At 73.5% G+C, this 15,830-nt stretch carries 12 protein-coding genes; 9 read left to right on the top strand and 3 right to left on the bottom strand.

What is annotated here, in order from left to right; translation table 11 throughout:
- The first annotated feature begins 388 nt into the window (after positions 1 to 388).
- The 3 genes from AB0D94_RS17375 to AB0D94_RS17365 all read left to right on the top strand — a co-directional run bounded on the left by AB0D94_RS17375 (position 389) and on the right by AB0D94_RS17365 (position 5,989).
- On the top strand, positions 389 to 652 hold the full coding sequence (locus AB0D94_RS17375; RefSeq protein ID WP_003983763.1) for a WhiB family transcriptional regulator: 264 nt from the start codon (positions 389 to 391) through the stop codon (positions 650 to 652).
- A gap of 241 nt (positions 653 to 893) precedes the next feature.
- Entirely contained in the window at positions 894 to 4,502 is a 3,609-nt protein-coding gene (locus AB0D94_RS17370; protein WP_362052136.1) for a glycosyltransferase family 2 protein, read from the top strand.
- Positions 4,499 to 5,989: a DUF5719 family protein gene (locus AB0D94_RS17365; protein WP_362052134.1), complete on the top strand. Its 1,491-nt coding sequence runs from the start codon at positions 4,499 to 4,501 to the stop codon at positions 5,987 to 5,989. Before AB0D94_RS17370 ends, AB0D94_RS17365 begins: the two co-directional genes overlap by 4 nt.
- A 90-nt stretch (positions 5,990 to 6,079) precedes the next feature.
- Here the strand turns inward: AB0D94_RS17365 and AB0D94_RS17360 are convergent, their stop codons facing one another.
- The gene (locus AB0D94_RS17360; protein ID WP_266938836.1) at positions 6,080 to 6,463 is read right to left on the bottom strand and encodes a metallopeptidase family protein; all 384 of its coding nucleotides are present in this window, start codon (positions 6,461 to 6,463) and stop codon (positions 6,080 to 6,082) included.
- A 248-nt stretch (positions 6,464 to 6,711) separates the two neighbouring features.
- Between AB0D94_RS17360 and AB0D94_RS17355 the strand changes: the two genes are divergently transcribed.
- The 6 genes from AB0D94_RS17355 to AB0D94_RS17330 all read left to right on the top strand — a co-directional run bounded on the left by AB0D94_RS17355 (position 6,712) and on the right by AB0D94_RS17330 (position 12,520).
- A complete protein-coding gene (locus AB0D94_RS17355; protein ID WP_362052132.1) occupies positions 6,712 to 7,080 on the top strand; it encodes a DUF3499 domain-containing protein in 369 nt (122 codons plus the stop codon).
- Positions 7,081 to 7,157: 77 nt separating this feature from the next.
- A complete protein-coding gene (locus AB0D94_RS17350; RefSeq protein WP_362052130.1) occupies positions 7,158 to 8,528 on the top strand; it encodes a phosphomannomutase/phosphoglucomutase in 1,371 nt (456 codons plus the stop codon).
- 387 nt (positions 8,529 to 8,915) lie between these two features.
- Positions 8,916 to 9,101 carry a Trm112 family protein gene (locus AB0D94_RS17345; protein ID WP_037797711.1) on the top strand — a complete coding sequence of 62 codons (186 nt, stop codon included), beginning with the start codon at positions 8,916 to 8,918 and terminating at the stop codon, positions 9,099 to 9,101.
- Positions 9,102 to 9,179: 78 nt separating this feature from the next.
- The gene (locus AB0D94_RS17340) at positions 9,180 to 10,313 is read left to right on the top strand and encodes an SIS domain-containing protein (RefSeq protein ID WP_362052127.1); all 1,134 of its coding nucleotides are present in this window, start codon (positions 9,180 to 9,182) and stop codon (positions 10,311 to 10,313) included.
- 40 nt (positions 10,314 to 10,353) lie between these two features.
- Positions 10,354 to 11,511 (top strand): mannose-6-phosphate isomerase, class I, encoded by a 1,158-nt coding sequence (gene manA / locus AB0D94_RS17335; protein WP_362052125.1) that lies wholly within the window; start codon positions 10,354 to 10,356, stop codon positions 11,509 to 11,511.
- 73 nt (positions 11,512 to 11,584) lie between these two features.
- On the top strand, positions 11,585 to 12,520 hold the full coding sequence (locus AB0D94_RS17330) for a cation diffusion facilitator family transporter (RefSeq protein ID WP_362052123.1): 936 nt from the start codon (positions 11,585 to 11,587) through the stop codon (positions 12,518 to 12,520).
- 69 nt (positions 12,521 to 12,589) lie between these two features.
- Here the strand turns inward: AB0D94_RS17330 and lepB are convergent, their stop codons facing one another.
- Together lepB and AB0D94_RS17320 are read right to left on the bottom strand one after the other, a co-directional pair.
- Positions 12,590 to 13,279, bottom strand: a complete 690-nt coding sequence (gene lepB / locus AB0D94_RS17325; protein ID WP_362052121.1) for a signal peptidase I — start codon at positions 13,277 to 13,279, stop codon at positions 12,590 to 12,592.
- A 128-nt stretch (positions 13,280 to 13,407) separates the two neighbouring features.
- Positions 13,408 to 15,519, bottom strand: a complete 2,112-nt coding sequence (locus AB0D94_RS17320; protein ID WP_362052119.1) for a fructose-specific PTS transporter subunit EIIC — start codon at positions 15,517 to 15,519, stop codon at positions 13,408 to 13,410.
- Positions 15,520 to 15,830: the final 311 nt, after the last annotated feature.

Raw genomic sequence — 15,830 nt, 5'->3', positions numbered from 1 at the left:
CACCTCATCCGGTTACTGTGCACGGAGAAAGGTTTGTGCAGTCCGGGCCAGGGGATGTGCCGCGATGGCCGGGCTCAAACCCGACCCGCCATGTCGTGACCGGAATGTGATCTGCGCCGCTTCACCCGCTTGATCGCAACCGCACCGCAAGGTGGCACGTGGGTTACAGGTGAAGACGGGATCTTGGTCGCCCGTTGCATGTGTCACGATTTTTGGCGATATGAACACTTTCCGCATACGCTTGGTTCCGCAGAGTGAATAAGGGGCCCAATAGCAGATCTCGGCTTGACTGCTCCGGAGCCACGCACTTGTAATTTCACTCGTGTCGTTACGTAGCGATCAGTAACGGCAACACCACGGGGACGCACAGACAGAGCGAGGGGCGCACATGACCGAGCTGTTTCAGGAACTGCTGGTCGAGGAGGCGGACGAGGAGCTCGGATGGCAGGAGCGCGCTCTGTGCGCCCAGACCGACCCCGAATCCTTCTTTCCCGAGAAGGGCGGCTCCACCCGCGAGGCCAAGAAGGTCTGCCTGGCCTGTGAAGTCCGTTCCGAATGCCTTGAGTACGCCCTCGCCAACGACGAGCGATTCGGCATCTGGGGCGGCCTGTCCGAGCGCGAACGGCGCCGGCTGAAAAAGGCAGCGGTCTGAGGCTCCCGAGGCACTCTCCGCAGGCCGTCCACCGCACACCGCACCGCACACCGCACGACCCACCGCACGGCATATCGAGCCGCACCTCCGACGGAGCACCGGCTGGAGCAAACGGTCCGCCTCCCGCACCTTCCCCGCAGGAGGCGGACCGCTCTGCTGCCAGCCGTTAGTGTGGGGCGCTGTCCAGCAGCCTCCGAGGGCACACCACCCCCGGACCCCCGGCCGGAGGGCCCGTACCGCGATGTCCCTGCACAGCCAGTCGACGGCCTCCCACCAGGCCCCCGCCACCCCCGAGTTCCCCCGGCACGTCGTCACCGCGGTCCTCGTCGCCCACGACGGCGCCCGCTGGCTGCCCCGGACGCTCGCCGGCCTCTTCGGCCAGGAACGCCCCGCGCAGAACCACATCGCCGCCGACACCGGCAGCGCCGACGACTCCGCGAGCCTGCTCCACCAGGCCCTCGGCGACGACCGGGTCCTCCACCTCGCCCGCCGCACCGGATTCGGCGCCGCCGTCGAGGAGGCCGCCCGCACCGCGGGCACCCTGACCGCCGAGGACCTCCCCTACCTCAAGCGCCCCAGCGGCTGGGACCCCGTCAGCCGCACCTGGCGCGACGACAACTACGACCTCCCCGAACTCCCCCACGGCGAACCCGTCCAGTGGCTCTGGCTCCTCCACGACGACAGCGCCCCCGAACCCGACGCCCTCACCGAGCTCCTGCGCGTCGCCGAGGAGAACCCCGACGCCGCCGTCATCGGCCCCAAACTGCGCGGCTGGTACGACAAGAAGCAGCTCCTCGAAGCAGGCGTCAGCATCGCCCGCAGCGGCCGCCGCTGGACCGGGCTCGACCGCCGCGAACAGGACCAGGGCCAGCACGACCAGGTCCGCCCCGTCCTGTCCGTCTCCACCGCCGGCATGCTCGTGCGCCGCGACGTCTACGACGCCCTCGGCGGCTTCGACAGACGCCTGCCCCTCATGCGCGACGACGTGGACCTCTGCTGGCGCGCACAGAGCGCCGGCCACACCGTCCTCGTCGCCCCCGACGCCGTCCTGCGCCACGCCGAAGCCTCCGCCCGCGAGCGCCGCACCGTCGACTGCGCCGGACGTACGACGTCCAGCCCGCACCGCGTCGACAAGGCCGGCGCCGTCTACACGATGCTCGCCAACAGCTCCGGCCGGGCCCTGCCCTACGTCCTGCTGCGCCTGCTGCTCGGCACCCTGCTGCGCACCCTCGCCTACCTCGTCGGCAAGGCCCCCGGCCAGGCCGTGGACGAGTTCACCGGCCTCCTCGCCACCCTGCTCCGCCCCGGCCGCGTCCTCGCCGCCCGCAAGGCCCGCCGCCACCCCGCCGTCCCCGCCGCCGAACTGCGCCCCCTCTTCCCGCCGCCCGGCGCCTCGCTGCGGGCCAACGCCGAACAGCTCGCCGGATACTTCGGCGACGGCCGCGACACCGAGTCCGCCGCCGCCGGACGGCACGGCGCGCCCAGCGTCCTGACCGCGCCCGGGGAGGACGGCGACTACCCGCAGACCACCGAGCGGTACGCGCGCCTCAAGCGCATCGCCCGCAACCCCGCACCCGTCCTCTTCGGCCTGCTCCTGCTCGTCTCCCTCGCCGCCTGCCGCTCCCTGATCGGCGGCGGCTCCCTCATGGGCGGCGCCCTGCTCCCCGCCCCCGACAGCGGCCTCGACCTCTGGCGCGGCTACACCGACACCTGGCACGCCGTGGGCACCGGCTCCACCGCCGACGCACCCCCCTACCTCGCCGTCCTCGGCGCCCTCTCCACCCTGCTGTTCGGCTCCACCCACGCCGCACTGACCCTGCTGCTCGTAGGCTCCGTCCCGCTCGCCGGACTGACCGCCTACTTCGCGTCCCGGCCGCTCGTCGAATCCCGCCTGCTGCGCGCCTGGGCCGCCCTCGCCTATGCCTTCCTCCCCGCCGTGACCGGAGCCCTCGCCGGCGGCCGTCTCGGCACCGCGGTCCTCGCCGTACTGCTGCCGCTCACCGCCCGCGCCGCGGTCTCCGCCTTCGCCCTCGGCGACAGCGAGGCCCGGGGCGCCAAGGGCGGCTGGCGCGCGGTGTGGACGTACACGCTGCTGCTGACCCTGGCCACCGCCTTCACCCCCGTCGTCTGGCCGCTGGCCGCCGTACTGGGGACCGCCGCGCTCGTCCTGCGCCGCGCGCAGTGGAAGACGTACGGCCCGCGGCTGCTCGCCACCCTCGCCGTGCCCCTCCTCGCGCTCGCCCCCTGGTCGCTGGGCCTGCTCACCGACCCCGGCCGCTTCCTGCGCGAAGCCGGACTGCCCTACGGGACCGGCTCCGCCACCGCCCTGGACCTGCTCGGCACCAGCCCCGGCGGCCCGGGGACCTCCGGCGGCCTGCTGCTCGCCGGGATCGTCCTCGCCGCCCTCGGCGCCCTGCTCCGCACCGACCGGCAGTTCGCCGTCCGCACCGCCTGGGCCGTCGCCCTGACCGCGCTGCTGCTGGCCGTCCTCCTCAACCGCACGGCCTGGGCGGGGCCCGCCACCCTCCTCTACGGACTGGCCCTCCTCGCCGCCGCCGCGCTCGGCGCCGACGGAGCCAAGGAGCGCGTCGCCGCCCGCAGCTTCGGCTGGCGCCAGCCGCTCGCCGCGCTCATCGCCCTCGCCGCCGCCGTCGGCCCCGTCCTCGGCGCGGCCGGCTGGCTGCTCGCCGGCGCCGACGGCCCGCTGGAGCGGCGCGACCCCGTACAGGTCCCGGCCTTCGTCGCCGAGGCAGGCGGGGACGACAACCAGACCCGCACCCTGATCCTCGACCCCGGCTCGCCCGCCACCATCTCCTACAGCCTCGTCCGGGGATCCGGCGGCCGTCTCGGCGCCGCGGAGACCGCCGCCCGCAGCGGCAGCGACCCCCGCCTCGACAAGGTCGTCTCCAACCTCGTCGCCGGCTCCGGCGCCGACCAGTCCAGCCAGCTCAGCGCCTACGCCATCCGCTTCGTGATGTTCCGGCCCGGCGGCCCCGAAGAGATCCGCCGGGTCCTCGACGCCACCCCCGGCCTGAGCCGGCGCCACCAGCAGGACGGCACCGCGCTGTGGGGCGTCGAACCCTGGCTGCCCCGCGCCGTCATCGTGCCCGGCACGGCGGGCGAGGCCCCCGTCCCCGTCGCCTCCGGCCCCGTCGAGGCCCACGGCAAGATCCCGGCCGGCGAGGCGGGCCGCGTGCTGCGCATCGCCGACCGCGCCGCCCCCGGCTGGCAGGCCACCCTCGACGGCAAGCCCCTCACGCCCAAGACCCTGGACGGCTGGGCGCAGGGCTTCGAACTGCCCGCCGCCGGCGGCCGCCTCGACCTCGTCCACGAGACCTCCCTGACCCGCACCGCCTGGCACTGGTCCCAGGGCCTGCTCGCCCTCGTGCTGCTGGTCATGGCCCTCCCGGGCCGCCGGGCCCGGCTCGACGACGACCTGCCCGAGGAGGAGGCCGCACTCCCCTCCCAGCCCGGCCCCGGCGAGGCCGGGGAGGGCCGCCGCGCCCGCCGGCTGCGCGCGGAGGCGGAGCCCGCCCCCGCCGCGCCCGTGGAGACGGCCGCGGCCGCCGACCCGTACGCGCAGATCCCGGCGCAGCCGGTGTACGGGGAGGAGACCTACGCGTACCAGCCGCAGGCCGACCAGGGCGGCTACGCCTACGAGCAGCAGCCGGCGCAGCCCTACACGCCCGCGCCGGAGTACGAGCCGTACCCCTACCCGCAGCAGGGCGCGCCGGCGTACGAGACCCCCTACCCCCAGCAGCAGCCGTACCCCTACCCGTACGAGCCCTACGAGCCGTACGACCCCCACGCCCAGCACGACGTGCGTCCGGACGGGAGCCCCCAGCAGTGAAGCAGCGAGCACCTCTCACGCTGGCCGCCGTGGCCGCGGCCCTCGCCGCGGTCACCGGCATCGCCTCCCTCACCGCTCCCGCCGGCGAGGGCAAGGCCGCCGAAGGCAACGCGGCGGCCGCCGCCCGGATGCCGGTGGAGCGGTCCCTGCTGGTGTGCCCCGCGCCCAGCACCTCGGACATCGCGGACACCACGTACACGGCGTTCACCCCGGGCCCGGCCGGATCCGCCGAGGGCAAGGGCGCGGCCCGGCTGCTCGGCGCGAACAAGGACGCCAAGGCGGTACTGGAGCTCAAGGAGACCGGCAAGCCCGCGGGAGCCACCGCCACCGGAGCCGACGCCCCCGCGCTGAACGGCAGCGCCGAGGGCGTCCTCGCCCCCGGCTGGACCGCCCAGCTGACCACCAAGGTCTCGGTCGGCCGCGCGCGCGGTGTCCTCGGCGCCGGCTGCACCGCGCCGGACACCGACTTCTGGTTCCCCGGGGTGAGCACCGCCAAGGGCCGCGAGGACTACCTCCACCTCACCAACCCGGACGACGCCGCGGCCGTCGTCGACATCAGGCTCTTCGGCCCCGACGGGCTGGCCAAGCCCGACCAGGGCACCAGCGAGAACATCAGGATCGACCCGAAGTCCACCAAGTCCGTCCTGCTGTCCTCCCTCGCCCCCGGGGCCCAGCTCGCGGACGCCACCGCCCATGTGACGACCCGTGCGGGCCGCGTCGGCGCCTCGGTGCAGGTCGCCGAGGAGGGGGTGGGCGCCGACTGGCTCGCGGCCTCCACCGACCCGGCGGGCTCACTGGTGCTCCCGGGCATCCCGGCGGACGCCGCCTCCGTACGGCTGGTCGTCTTCGCGCCCGGCGAGGAGGACGCCGACCTGAAGCTCCGGCTGGCCGGACCGAACGGCGCCATCAGCCCGGCGGGCAGCGAACAGCTGCACGTCAAGGCCGGCATGACGGCGAGCGTGGACCTCAAGGACCTGACCCGCGGCGAGGCGGGCTCCCTCCTGCTGGCCCCGGCGGACGCCGCCAAGGCCGCACCCGTGGTCGCGGCGGTACGCGTGGTCCGCGGCAGCGGCGCCAAGCAGGAGCTGGGCTTCGTCCAGGCCACCGGGCCGGTGGGCGCGCGGGCGACCGTCGCCGACAACCGGGCCGACGAGAACGCGACCCTGCTCGCGCTGACGGTCCCCGGCGGGACGGACGCGAAGGTCAAGGTGACGGCCTCGCCGACCACCGGCGGCGGTGAGCCCGCCTCCCAGGAGGTCGTGGTCAAGGCGGGCACGACACAGCCGGTGTCGCTGGCCCCGGCGGGCGGAAAGGGCTCCTACGCCCTCACCGTCGAAACCCTCTCGGGCGGCCCGGTCCACGCGGCCCGCACCCTGTCCCTCCCGCACGAGGGCATCGCGATGTTCACGGTCCAGACCCTGTCGGACGACCACTCCACGGTCTCGGTGCCCCGCGCCGTCCAGGACCTCTCGGTGCTGACCAGGTAATTCAGCCTCGCCGGCGTTCGAGGCGCGGGGGCTCGGGGGCAGAGCCCCCGCAACGGCGCCGCACCTTACGGCGCCGGCGCAGCCGGCGGGTCAGTCCTGCCCGTAACGCGGATCCACGGTCTCCGGCGAGAGGCCCAGCAGCTCCGCCACCTGCTCCACCACGATCTCGTGCACCAGCAGCGCCTTCTCGTCGCGCGTCTTCGTACGGATGTCCACCGGCCGCCGGAACACCACGATCCGGGCGGGCCGCCCCTCGCGGGACTCGTACAGCGCGCCCAGCGGCACCGCCTCGTCGTTCCAGCCGGCGTCCGGGCCGCCCGGCGGGCCCGGGACGTCCCCGATCAGGAACTCCACCTCGGCCAGCTGCGGCCAGCGCCGCTCCAGCCGCTCCACGGAATCCCGTACGAGGTCCCCGAACAGCTCCGCCCGGCTCGCCGACAGCGGCACCTGCGGCGGCGCCACCGGCCCGCGCATCCCCCGGCCGTGCCGGTCGCGCCTGCGCTGGCGCGGCGCGGCGGGGGCCGCGCCCGGGGCTCCGGCGGGGGGCTCGGCGGGGAGGGGAGGCAGGGAGCTGTCCGTCACCCCCGCAGGGTAGCCCTTGCCGGAACGGCTTTTCCGGACTCCGGCCGCGCCGTCGCCGCCCGCCGGGGAGCACGACACGGGGGAGTGAGCGGTGGGAGCGTCGTCGCGGCCCGGTCAAGAGTGCGGTACCGTCCAACGTCGTGAGCCTTGTACGTCGTTGTTCGCGCACCGCGTGCGGCCGCCCTGCCGTCGCGACGCTGACGTACGTCTACGCCGATTCGACCGCAGTCCTCGGCCCGCTCGCCACCTATGCCGAACCCCATTGTTACGACCTGTGCGCCGAGCACTCGGAGCGCCTGACCGCCCCGCGCGGCTGGGACGTCGTCCGGCTGTCCGACGGCTCGGCGCCGTCCCGCCCCAGCGGCGACGACCTCGAAGCCCTCGCCAACGCCGTGCGCGAGGCCGCCCGTCCGCCCGAGCGCGCGGCGGAGCCCGGCGGCCACGGCGGCCCGGTGACCGGCGAGACCCGCCGCGGACACCTGCGCGTCCTGCGTTCGCCGGACTCCTGACGCTCAGATCGTCTGAAAAGCTGCTCCGCGTTCAGGGTAGGTTTGCTGTCCGCACAGGACCTTCAGGAGGGCAGGCAGTGGCCGCAGATCTTTCGAACATCGTCAAGGCGTACGACGTGCGTGGCGTCGTACCGGACGAGTGGGACGAGCCCCTGGCCGAACTCTTCGGCGCCGCGTTCGTCGAGGTCACCGGTGCCACGGCGATCGTGGTCGGCCACGACATGCGCCCCTCCTCGCCCGGCCTGTCGGGCGCCTTCGCCCGGGGCGCGGCCGCCCGCGGCGTGGACGTCACCCTGATCGGCCTGTGCTCCACCGACCAGCTGTACTACGCCTCGGGCTCCATGAACCTGCCCGGTGCGATGTTCACCGCCTCGCACAACCCCGCCCAGTACAACGGCATCAAGATGTGCCGGGCCGGCGCCGCCCCCGTGGGCCAGGACACCGGCCTCGGGCAGATCCGCGAGCTCGCCGAGAAGTGGAGCGACGAGGGCGCGCCCGCCATCGCCCCCGGCACCGTCCCGGGCACCGTCACCGAGCAGGACACCCTGACCGGCTACGCCGCGCACCTCAAGGGCCTGGTCGACCTCACCGCGATCCGTCCGCTCAAGGTCGTCGTCGACGCGGGCAACGGCATGGGCGGCCACACCGTGCCCACCGTCTTCGAGGGCCTGCCGCTGGACCTGGTCCCCATGTACTTCGAGCTGGACGGGACCTTCCCCAACCACGAGGCCAACCCCCTCGACCCGAAGAACATCGTGGACCTCCAGGCCCGCGTGCTCGCCGAGGGCGCCGACCTCGGCATCGCCTTCGACGGCGACGCCGACCGCTGCTTCATCGTCGACGAGCGCGGCGAGGGCGTCTCCCCGTCCGCCGTCACCGCCCTGGTCGCGGCCCGCGAGCTGGACCGCAACGGCAACACCGGCACCGTGATCCACAACCTGATCACCTCCTGGTCGGTCCCCGAGGTCGTCCGCGAGCACGGCGGCAGCCCCGTACGCACCCGCGTCGGCCACTCCTTCATCAAGGAGGAGATGGCCAAGACGGGAGCGATCTTCGGCGGCGAGCACTCGGCGCACTACTACTTCAAGGACTTCTGGAACGCGGACACCGGCATGCTCGCCGCGCTCCACGTCCTGGCGGCCCTCGGCGGCCAGGACGGCACGCTGTCGGACCTGGTGTCCTCCTACGACCGCTACGCGGGCTCCGGCGAGATCAACTCGACCGTCGCCGACCAGGCGGCCCGGCTGGCCGCGGTCAAGGAGACGTACGGCGCCCAGGGCGACCTCACCCTGGACGAGCTGGACGGCCTGACCGTCACCGCCGCCGACTGGTGGTTCAACGTCCGCGCCTCCAACACCGAACCGCTCCTGCGCCTGAACGTCGAGGCCCGCGACACCGCGACCCTTGCCAAGGTCCGCGACGAGGTCCTCGCCCTCATCCGCGCCTGACCCACCACCCGGCGGGGCCGCAGAGCCCCGCCGGGCGGACACCTCCGGCCGAGACCGCAGATCCAGCCCCGCCGGGGGACACATCCAGCCCCCGGCGGACAGATCCAGCCCCGCCGGGGCCGACCTCCGGCCGAGACCGCAGATCCAGCCCCGCCGGGGCACACATCCAGCCCCGCCGGCGTTTGAGGCGCGGGTCCGGGCAGAGCCCGGTGCCCGGCGCAGCCGGGTTCCCCGGGGCGGAGCCCCGGGACTCCGGACCCGCACCGGAGGCGACCGGCCGAGCAGGGTCCCCCGGGGCGCAGCCCCGGGGCCACCTTCGGGCGCACCGCAGGTGACTCGGCGGTACGCTGACCACGCCCCACCCGCATCCCCGAAGGGAACCGCCCCATGCCGCTCGAAGCCGGTCTTCTGGAGATCCTCGCCTGCCCCGCCTGCCACTCGCCCCTTGAGGACAAGTCGGCCGACGAGACGGCTCCCGAGCTGATCTGCACCGGCCAGGACTGCGGACTCGCCTACCCGGTCCGCGACGGCATCCCCGTGCTCCTCGTGGACGAGGCCCGCCGCCCCGCCTGACCCCCCGGGCCGCGTCCGGGCCGGCACCGCCCCGGACGCGCGCAGACTGGTTCCGTCACACAACAGCCGGAGGCCGCCATGCTCGACGAGTCGCTCCTCGACGCACCGGACGCGCTCGCCCGCGCCGACCGCCGCGGCCTGCTCCGCGGCGCCGCCGAGGCCGGCGCCAGGGTCCGTACGGCAGCCCGGCACGCAGCCGAGGCGGGCCTCGCCGACCTGAACCCCGACGGCCGCCCCCGCGCCGTCCTCATCGCCGGGCCCGGCACCGCCGCCACCGGCGTCGCCGACCTGCTCGGCGCCCTCGCCGGCGCCTCCGCCCCCGTCATCCGGCTGGACCCGACCGGCGTCGCGCACGCCGCCGGAGCCCTGCGCTGGGCCCTGCCCGGCTGGGTCGGCCCGGTCGACCTGCTGCTCCTGACCACCACCGACGGCACCGAGCCCGGGCTCGCCGTCCTCGCCGAGCAGGCCTACCGGCGGGGCTGCAACGTCGTCGCCGTCGCCCCCGAGCGCTCCCCGCTGAGCGAGGCCGTGGACGGGGCGCACGGGCTCCTCGTACCGATGGCCAAGGCCCCGTACCAGGAGTACGACGAGTCCGCCGCGGCCGGACCCGGCGCGCTGTGGGCCCTGCTGACGCCGCTGCTGGTGCTCCTCGACAAGCTCGGCCTGGTCACCGCCGACCCCGCCAGCCTCCAGCTCGTCGCCGACCGGCTCGACCGCACCGCCGAACGCTGCGGGCCCGCCATCGCCACCTACTCCAACCCGGCCAAGACCCTCGCCGCCGAGCTCGCCGACTCCCTCCCGCTCATCTGGAGCGAGGGCATCGGCGCCGGACCCGCGGGCCGCCGCTTCGCCGCGACCCTGGCCGAACTCGCCGGGCGCCCCGCGCTCGCCGCCGTCCTGCCCGAGGCCCTCCCGGCCCACGGCGTCCTGCTCTCGGGGGCCCTCGCCGCCGGAGCCGATCCCGAAGACTTCTTCCGTGACCGGGTCGAAGAGCCCCAGGCCCTGCGCGCCCGCATCGTCCTGCTGCGTGACCGGCCGGCCGGCGGCCTCACCGCCGCCCCCGCCGCACGCGAGCTCGCCCTCAGCCACGACACGGCCATCAGCGAGCTCGAACCGGAGGAGGGCGTCGAGCTGGAACAGCTCGCCGAACTCCTCGCCGTCACGGATTTCGCCACCGCCTACCTGGCGCTGGCCTCCGGGGGACACAGCTGAGGCACACTTCCCCTGCCCGGCTCTATCCAGGAAGACGACGATGGACCGCCTGACCAACACGATCCGCCCCTACGCCTGGGGATCCACCACCGCCATCCCCACCCTCCTCGGCACCGAACCCACCGGTGAGCCCCAGGCCGAGATGTGGATGGGCGCGCACCCCGGCGCCCCCTCCCGGCTCGACCGCGGCTCCGGCGAGACCACGCTGACCGAGGTCATCGCCGCCGACCCCGAGGGGGAACTCGGCGCGGCCGCCGTCGCCAGGTTCGGCCCCGGGCTGCCCTTCCTCCTCAAGATCCTCGCCGCCGGCGCCCCGCTCTCCCTCCAGGTCCACCCCGACCTGGAACAGGCGAAGGCGGGCTACGCGGACGAGGAGCGCCGCGGGGTCCCCGTGGACGCGGGCCACCGCAACTACAAGGACCCCAACCACAAGCCCGAGATGATCTGCGCGCTCACCCCCTTCGACGGGCTGTGCGGCTTCCGTGCCCCGCACGAGGCCGCCGACCTCCTCGAAGGCCTCGGCGTCGACTCCCTCAAGCCGTACGCCGACCTGCTGCGGGCCCACCCCGAGGACGCTGCGCTGCGCGAGGTGCTGACGGCCGTACTCACCGCCGACCGCGAGCAGATGGCCGCCACCGTCGCCGAGGCCGCGGCCGCCGCCGAACGCCTGGGCGGCCCGTACAAGGCGTACGCCACCCTGGTCCACGACTACCCGGGCGACCCGGGGGTCATCGCGGCCATGCTGCTCAACCACGTCCAACTCCAGCCCGGAGAGGCGATGTTCCTCGGCGCGGGCGTCCCGCACGCCTACATCGAGGGCCTCGGCGTCGAGCTGCTGGCCAACTCCGACAACGTGCTGCGTGCCGGGCTCACCCCCAAACACGTGGACGTACCGGAACTGCTCAAGATCGTGAAGTTCGAGTCGGGCGACCCGAAGGTGCTGCGCCCCGAGGGCGACGCCGAAGAGGTCTACGAGACCCCCATCGACGAATTCCGGCTCTCCCGCTTCCTCCTCGCCCCCGGCGGCGCCTCCCGCACCCTCCCGGCCGGCGCCCCGCAGATCCTGCTCTGCACGGCGGGCTCCGTGAAGGCCGGCGAACTGGCCCTGGCCCCCGGCGAGTCGGTCTTCGTACCGGCGGGCGAAACGGTCGAACTGTCGGGAACCGGTACCGTATTCCGCGCCACCGTGGTCGTCTGACGTAGCCTCCGTCCCGGCGGCTGCAACAATGTGCGGCCGGTAGGTCAGTGGCTAGGAAGGACACCCCGCATCCATGAGCGCGTCGGGCGGTACCAAGGCGATCGTGGCGGCACTCGCCGCCAACCTCGCCATCGCTGTAGCCAAATTCGTGGCATTCCTCTTCAGCGGATCCTCGTCGATGCTCGCGGAAAGCGTCCACTCGCTGGCCGACTCCGGGAACCAGGGGCTGCTGCTCCTCGGCGGGAAGAAGGCCCAGCGCGAGGCGACACCGCAGCACCCCTTCGGGTACGGGCGTGAGCGCTACATCTACGCCTTCCTCGTCTCCATCGTGCTCTTCACCGTCGGTGGCATGTTCGCCATCTACGAGGGCATCGAGAAGATCAACCACCCGCACGCGATCGAGGCCTGGTACTGGCCGGTCGGCGTCCTGGTCTTCGCGATCATCGCCGAGTCCTTCTCCTTCCGCACCGCGATCAAGGAGTCGAACGCGATCCGCGGCAAGCAGACCTGGGGCCAGTTCATCAAGCGGGCCAAGGCTCCCGAGCTGCCCGTCGTCCTGCTGGAGGACCTCGGCGCGCTCGTCGGTCTGGTCCTGGCCCTCGTGGGCGTCGGCCTCGCCCTGCTGACCGGTGACGGCCTCTGGGACGGCATCGGCACCCTGTGCATCGGCATCCTGCTGATCATCATCGCGATCGTCCTGGCCGCAGAGACCAAGTCCCTGCTGCTCGGCGAGGCCGCGGGCACCGAAGAGGTCGAGAAGATCACGGCCGCGCTGGTCGACGGGGTCGTGGTCACCCGCGTGATCCACATGCGCACCCTGCACCTCGGCCCCGAGGAGCTGCTGGTCGCCGCCAAGATCGCCGTCGAGAGCCACGACACCGCGACCCAGGTGGCGGACGCGATCAACGCCGCCGAGGCGCGCATCCGCGAGGCGGTCCCGATCGCCCGCGTGATCTACCTGGAGCCGGACATCTACCGCCCCGAGGCGGCCACCCCGCTCACCAAGTAGCCCCCGGACGTACGAAGGCCCCGCGAGCAGCGACTCGCGGGGCCTTCGGAGTGTCCCGGGGCAGTCGCCTCAGTCGGCGTGTACGGCCCCGTGGACGGGCTGGGCCGGCCAAGGCGCCGGCCGCCTGCGCCGCACCACCAGCGCCGCGATCCCGAGTCCGGCGCCGACGAGGACGAGCGGGATCCCGCCGAAGCCCACGGCGCCGGCCGCCAGCAGTCCGACGGGAGCCTCGATCGTCCGGCCGTGGACCGCGGAGACCTCGACCGTGCCGCTGCCCTCCTCGGCCGTGTTGAGGGAGGAGTCGACGGAGTTGACCCGGTTGTCCCCCATCAGGAAGACCCGGCCGTCAGGAACGGCCACGTCGAAGTCGAGCACCGCGGGCATCGCGGGGTCCCGGAGGTACGGCTCGTCGAGCGGCTCGCCGTTCAGCCGCAGCGACGACTCCTCGCGCGTGTAGGAGATGCGGTCACCGCCGACGGCCACGACCCGCTTCAGCACCGGTTTTTCCGGGAACCACGGAGCCCGGACCAGTACGACGTCGCCGCGCCGGACGTCCTGGAGGGGACCCCTGACGAACCAGATCCGCTCGCCGGGGCGGTAGGCGGGCCGCATCGAGTCACCGGCCATCATCAGCATGTCCAGGCCCTGCGGTGGCGGGGCTGCGACGCCGTAGCCGATGGAGCCGCCCCAGGCGAGCGTCCCGAGCACCAGCAGTACGACCGCCCAGATCCCCCGTCTGCGTCCCGGCCTGTGTTCCATGGATCCGTTCCCCTCCCAGCGGTGCATGTGGCGGGAAGAATATGGGCGGGCCGGATCTGCACGGCGGCCGGGCCCCGTACCTCCGCGGTCCGCGACCCGACCGCACGCCGGGGTGGAGACAGGACCGGCTACCGGATCTCGCGCAGCACGTCCAGGATCGACGCCTCGTCGGGCGCGGCCTGGAGCCGCTCCCGGAACCCGCCGTCCATCAGCTTGCGCGACAGCAGCGCCAGGATCCGCAGGTGCTCGTCGCCCGCCGCGGCCTCCGGCACGGAGATCATGAAGACCAGCCGGGCCTTCGTCCCGTCCAGCGCGCCCCACTCGATGCCCTCGTCGGACCGGGCGAAGCCCACCGTGGGCCGGGCCACCGCGTCCGTCTTGGCGTGCGGGATCGCGATCGACTCGCCGAGACCTGTCGTGCCCTGTGCCTCCCGGGCCAGGGCGACCCGTACGAGCTCGTCCACGTCCCGGACGTTCCCGGTGGTGGCCAGCATCTCCGCCATCTCGCGGATCGCCGCCTCCTTGGAGTCCGAGGCCAGCTCCGTCTTCACGGTCCGCGCGGTCAGGTACCCGGAGAGCACCTCCGGCTCGGCGGCCTGGTCCGTGGCCGCGGCTGCGGCTGCGGCCGGAGCCGCGGCGGGCGCGGCCTGCGACCGTACGGCCGTCCCGGCACCACCGCGGCCACCGGCACCAGCGGCAGCACCGACACCACCGGCGCCCACGCCCGCCGGGACCGGCTCGGCGGAGGGGGAGCCCGGCGCCGCCCGGCCGTTCCTGCGCTGCTTGATCCCGATGAGCGCGTTCGTGGCCAGCGCGGTGACGAGGGTGCCCGCCGCGATCGCGACGAAGAACATGGCGACACCGCTCACGGCACCGAAGAGCGAGACGATCGGGCCGCCGTGCGGCACCGAGTCCTCGACCCCGGCCAGCCCCGCGATCGCGCCGGCCACGGCGCCGCCGAGCATGTTCGCCGGAATGACCTGCGCCGGCCGCGCGGCGGCGAACGGAATGGCGCCCTCGGAGATGCCGAAGAAGCCCATGAACAGGGCGGCGATGCCGGTCTCCCGCTCCTGGTCGCTGTAGAGCTTGCGGCGCAGCAGCGTCGCCAGGCCCTGGCCGAGCGGCATGACCGGGATGGCTGCGGCGGCCATGCCCATGACCGCGTTGTTGGTGCCGATCAGGCCCACCGCCACGAGGAAGGCGGTCTTGTTGACCGGGCCGCCCATGTCGAAGGCGATCATCAGGCCGATGATGGCGCCGAGCACGATCGCGCTGGAGCCGGTCATCCCGTTCAGCCAGCTGGTGAGGTGCGTGAACACCCAGGAGATGGGCCGGCCGATCACATAGATGTAGAACAGGCCGAGGGCGAGCGTCGAGACGATCGGGATCACGATGATCGGCATGATCGGCTGGACGAACTTGGGGACCTTGACCTTCTTGATCCAGACCACCAGATAGCCGGCCAGGAAGCCGGTCGCGATCGCGCCGAGGAAGCCCGCGTTGGCCTCCGCCTTGTAGATGGTCGTGGCATTGGCGGCCAGGAAACCGCCGATCATGCCGGGGACGAGCGCGGGCCGGTCACCGAGGGCGTAGGCGATGTAGCCGGAGAAGATCGGCAGCATCAGCGTGAAGCCGAGGGTGCCCAGGGCGTTCACGTAGAACCAGAACGACCCCTCGTCGAACGTGATCCCCTCGGACGTGGAGTGTCCGCCGAGCGCGATCGAGATGGCGAGCAGCAGACCGCCCACCACGACGAAGGGGATCATGTGCGAGACGCCGTTCATCAGCGCCTTGTACGCGGCGCTGCGCTCGTGGCCGCCGCCGCCTCCACCCCCGCCGCCCCCGCTCGCGCCCCCGCCCTGGCCCCTGCCGCCGGCGGCCTGCACGGGCGCGCTCTGCACGCGCTCGATCAGCTCCTCGGGCTTGTGGATGCCGTCCGCGACACCGGTGGACAGCACCCGCTTGCCCGCGAAGCGCTCGCGGGCGACCTCCGTATCGGCGGCGATGATGATGCCGTCCGCCTCTCTGACATCGTTGTCAGAGAGCACGTTCTCAGCCCCGATCGAGCCTCGGGTCTCCACCTTCATGTCGATGCCGAGACGGTCGGCGGCCTGCTGCAGCTTCTCCGCGGCCATGTAGGTGTGCGCGATCCCCGTGGGACACGCGGTGACGGCGAGCAGCTTCAGGCGCTTCTGCCCGCTTGCGCCCCCGCCTGCGGGAGGGCCGGCCGGACTGGTCACTGAAATCTCCTTCACGGCATGGGTCCTGCGGGATCGCGCAAGAGTTCCGATCCACCGGCATCCTGCCCCACCCCAGGGGCCGATCAAAAGTCCTAAAGGCCTCAAACCTGCCCGCCGGAGGACCCGAAGCCGGGCCCGAAGCCGGACACGCCTCATTAGATGAGCGAGTCCGAAGTGGCGCCTGCGGGGAGGCGCCAGCCACGCGCGTCTGCGGCGTTGTCGTCGGTCGCCGACGCTCCGCGTCGTCCGGCGGGCAGGTTTGAGGCCTTTAGGACTTTTGATCGGCCCCTGGGGTGGGGCAGGATGCCGGT

This window comes from Streptomyces sp. NPDC048255, assembly GCF_040652415.1.
Lineage (GTDB): Bacteria > Actinomycetota > Actinomycetes > Streptomycetales > Streptomycetaceae > Streptomyces.
This window is presented reverse-complemented; position numbering and strand designations above follow the sequence as displayed.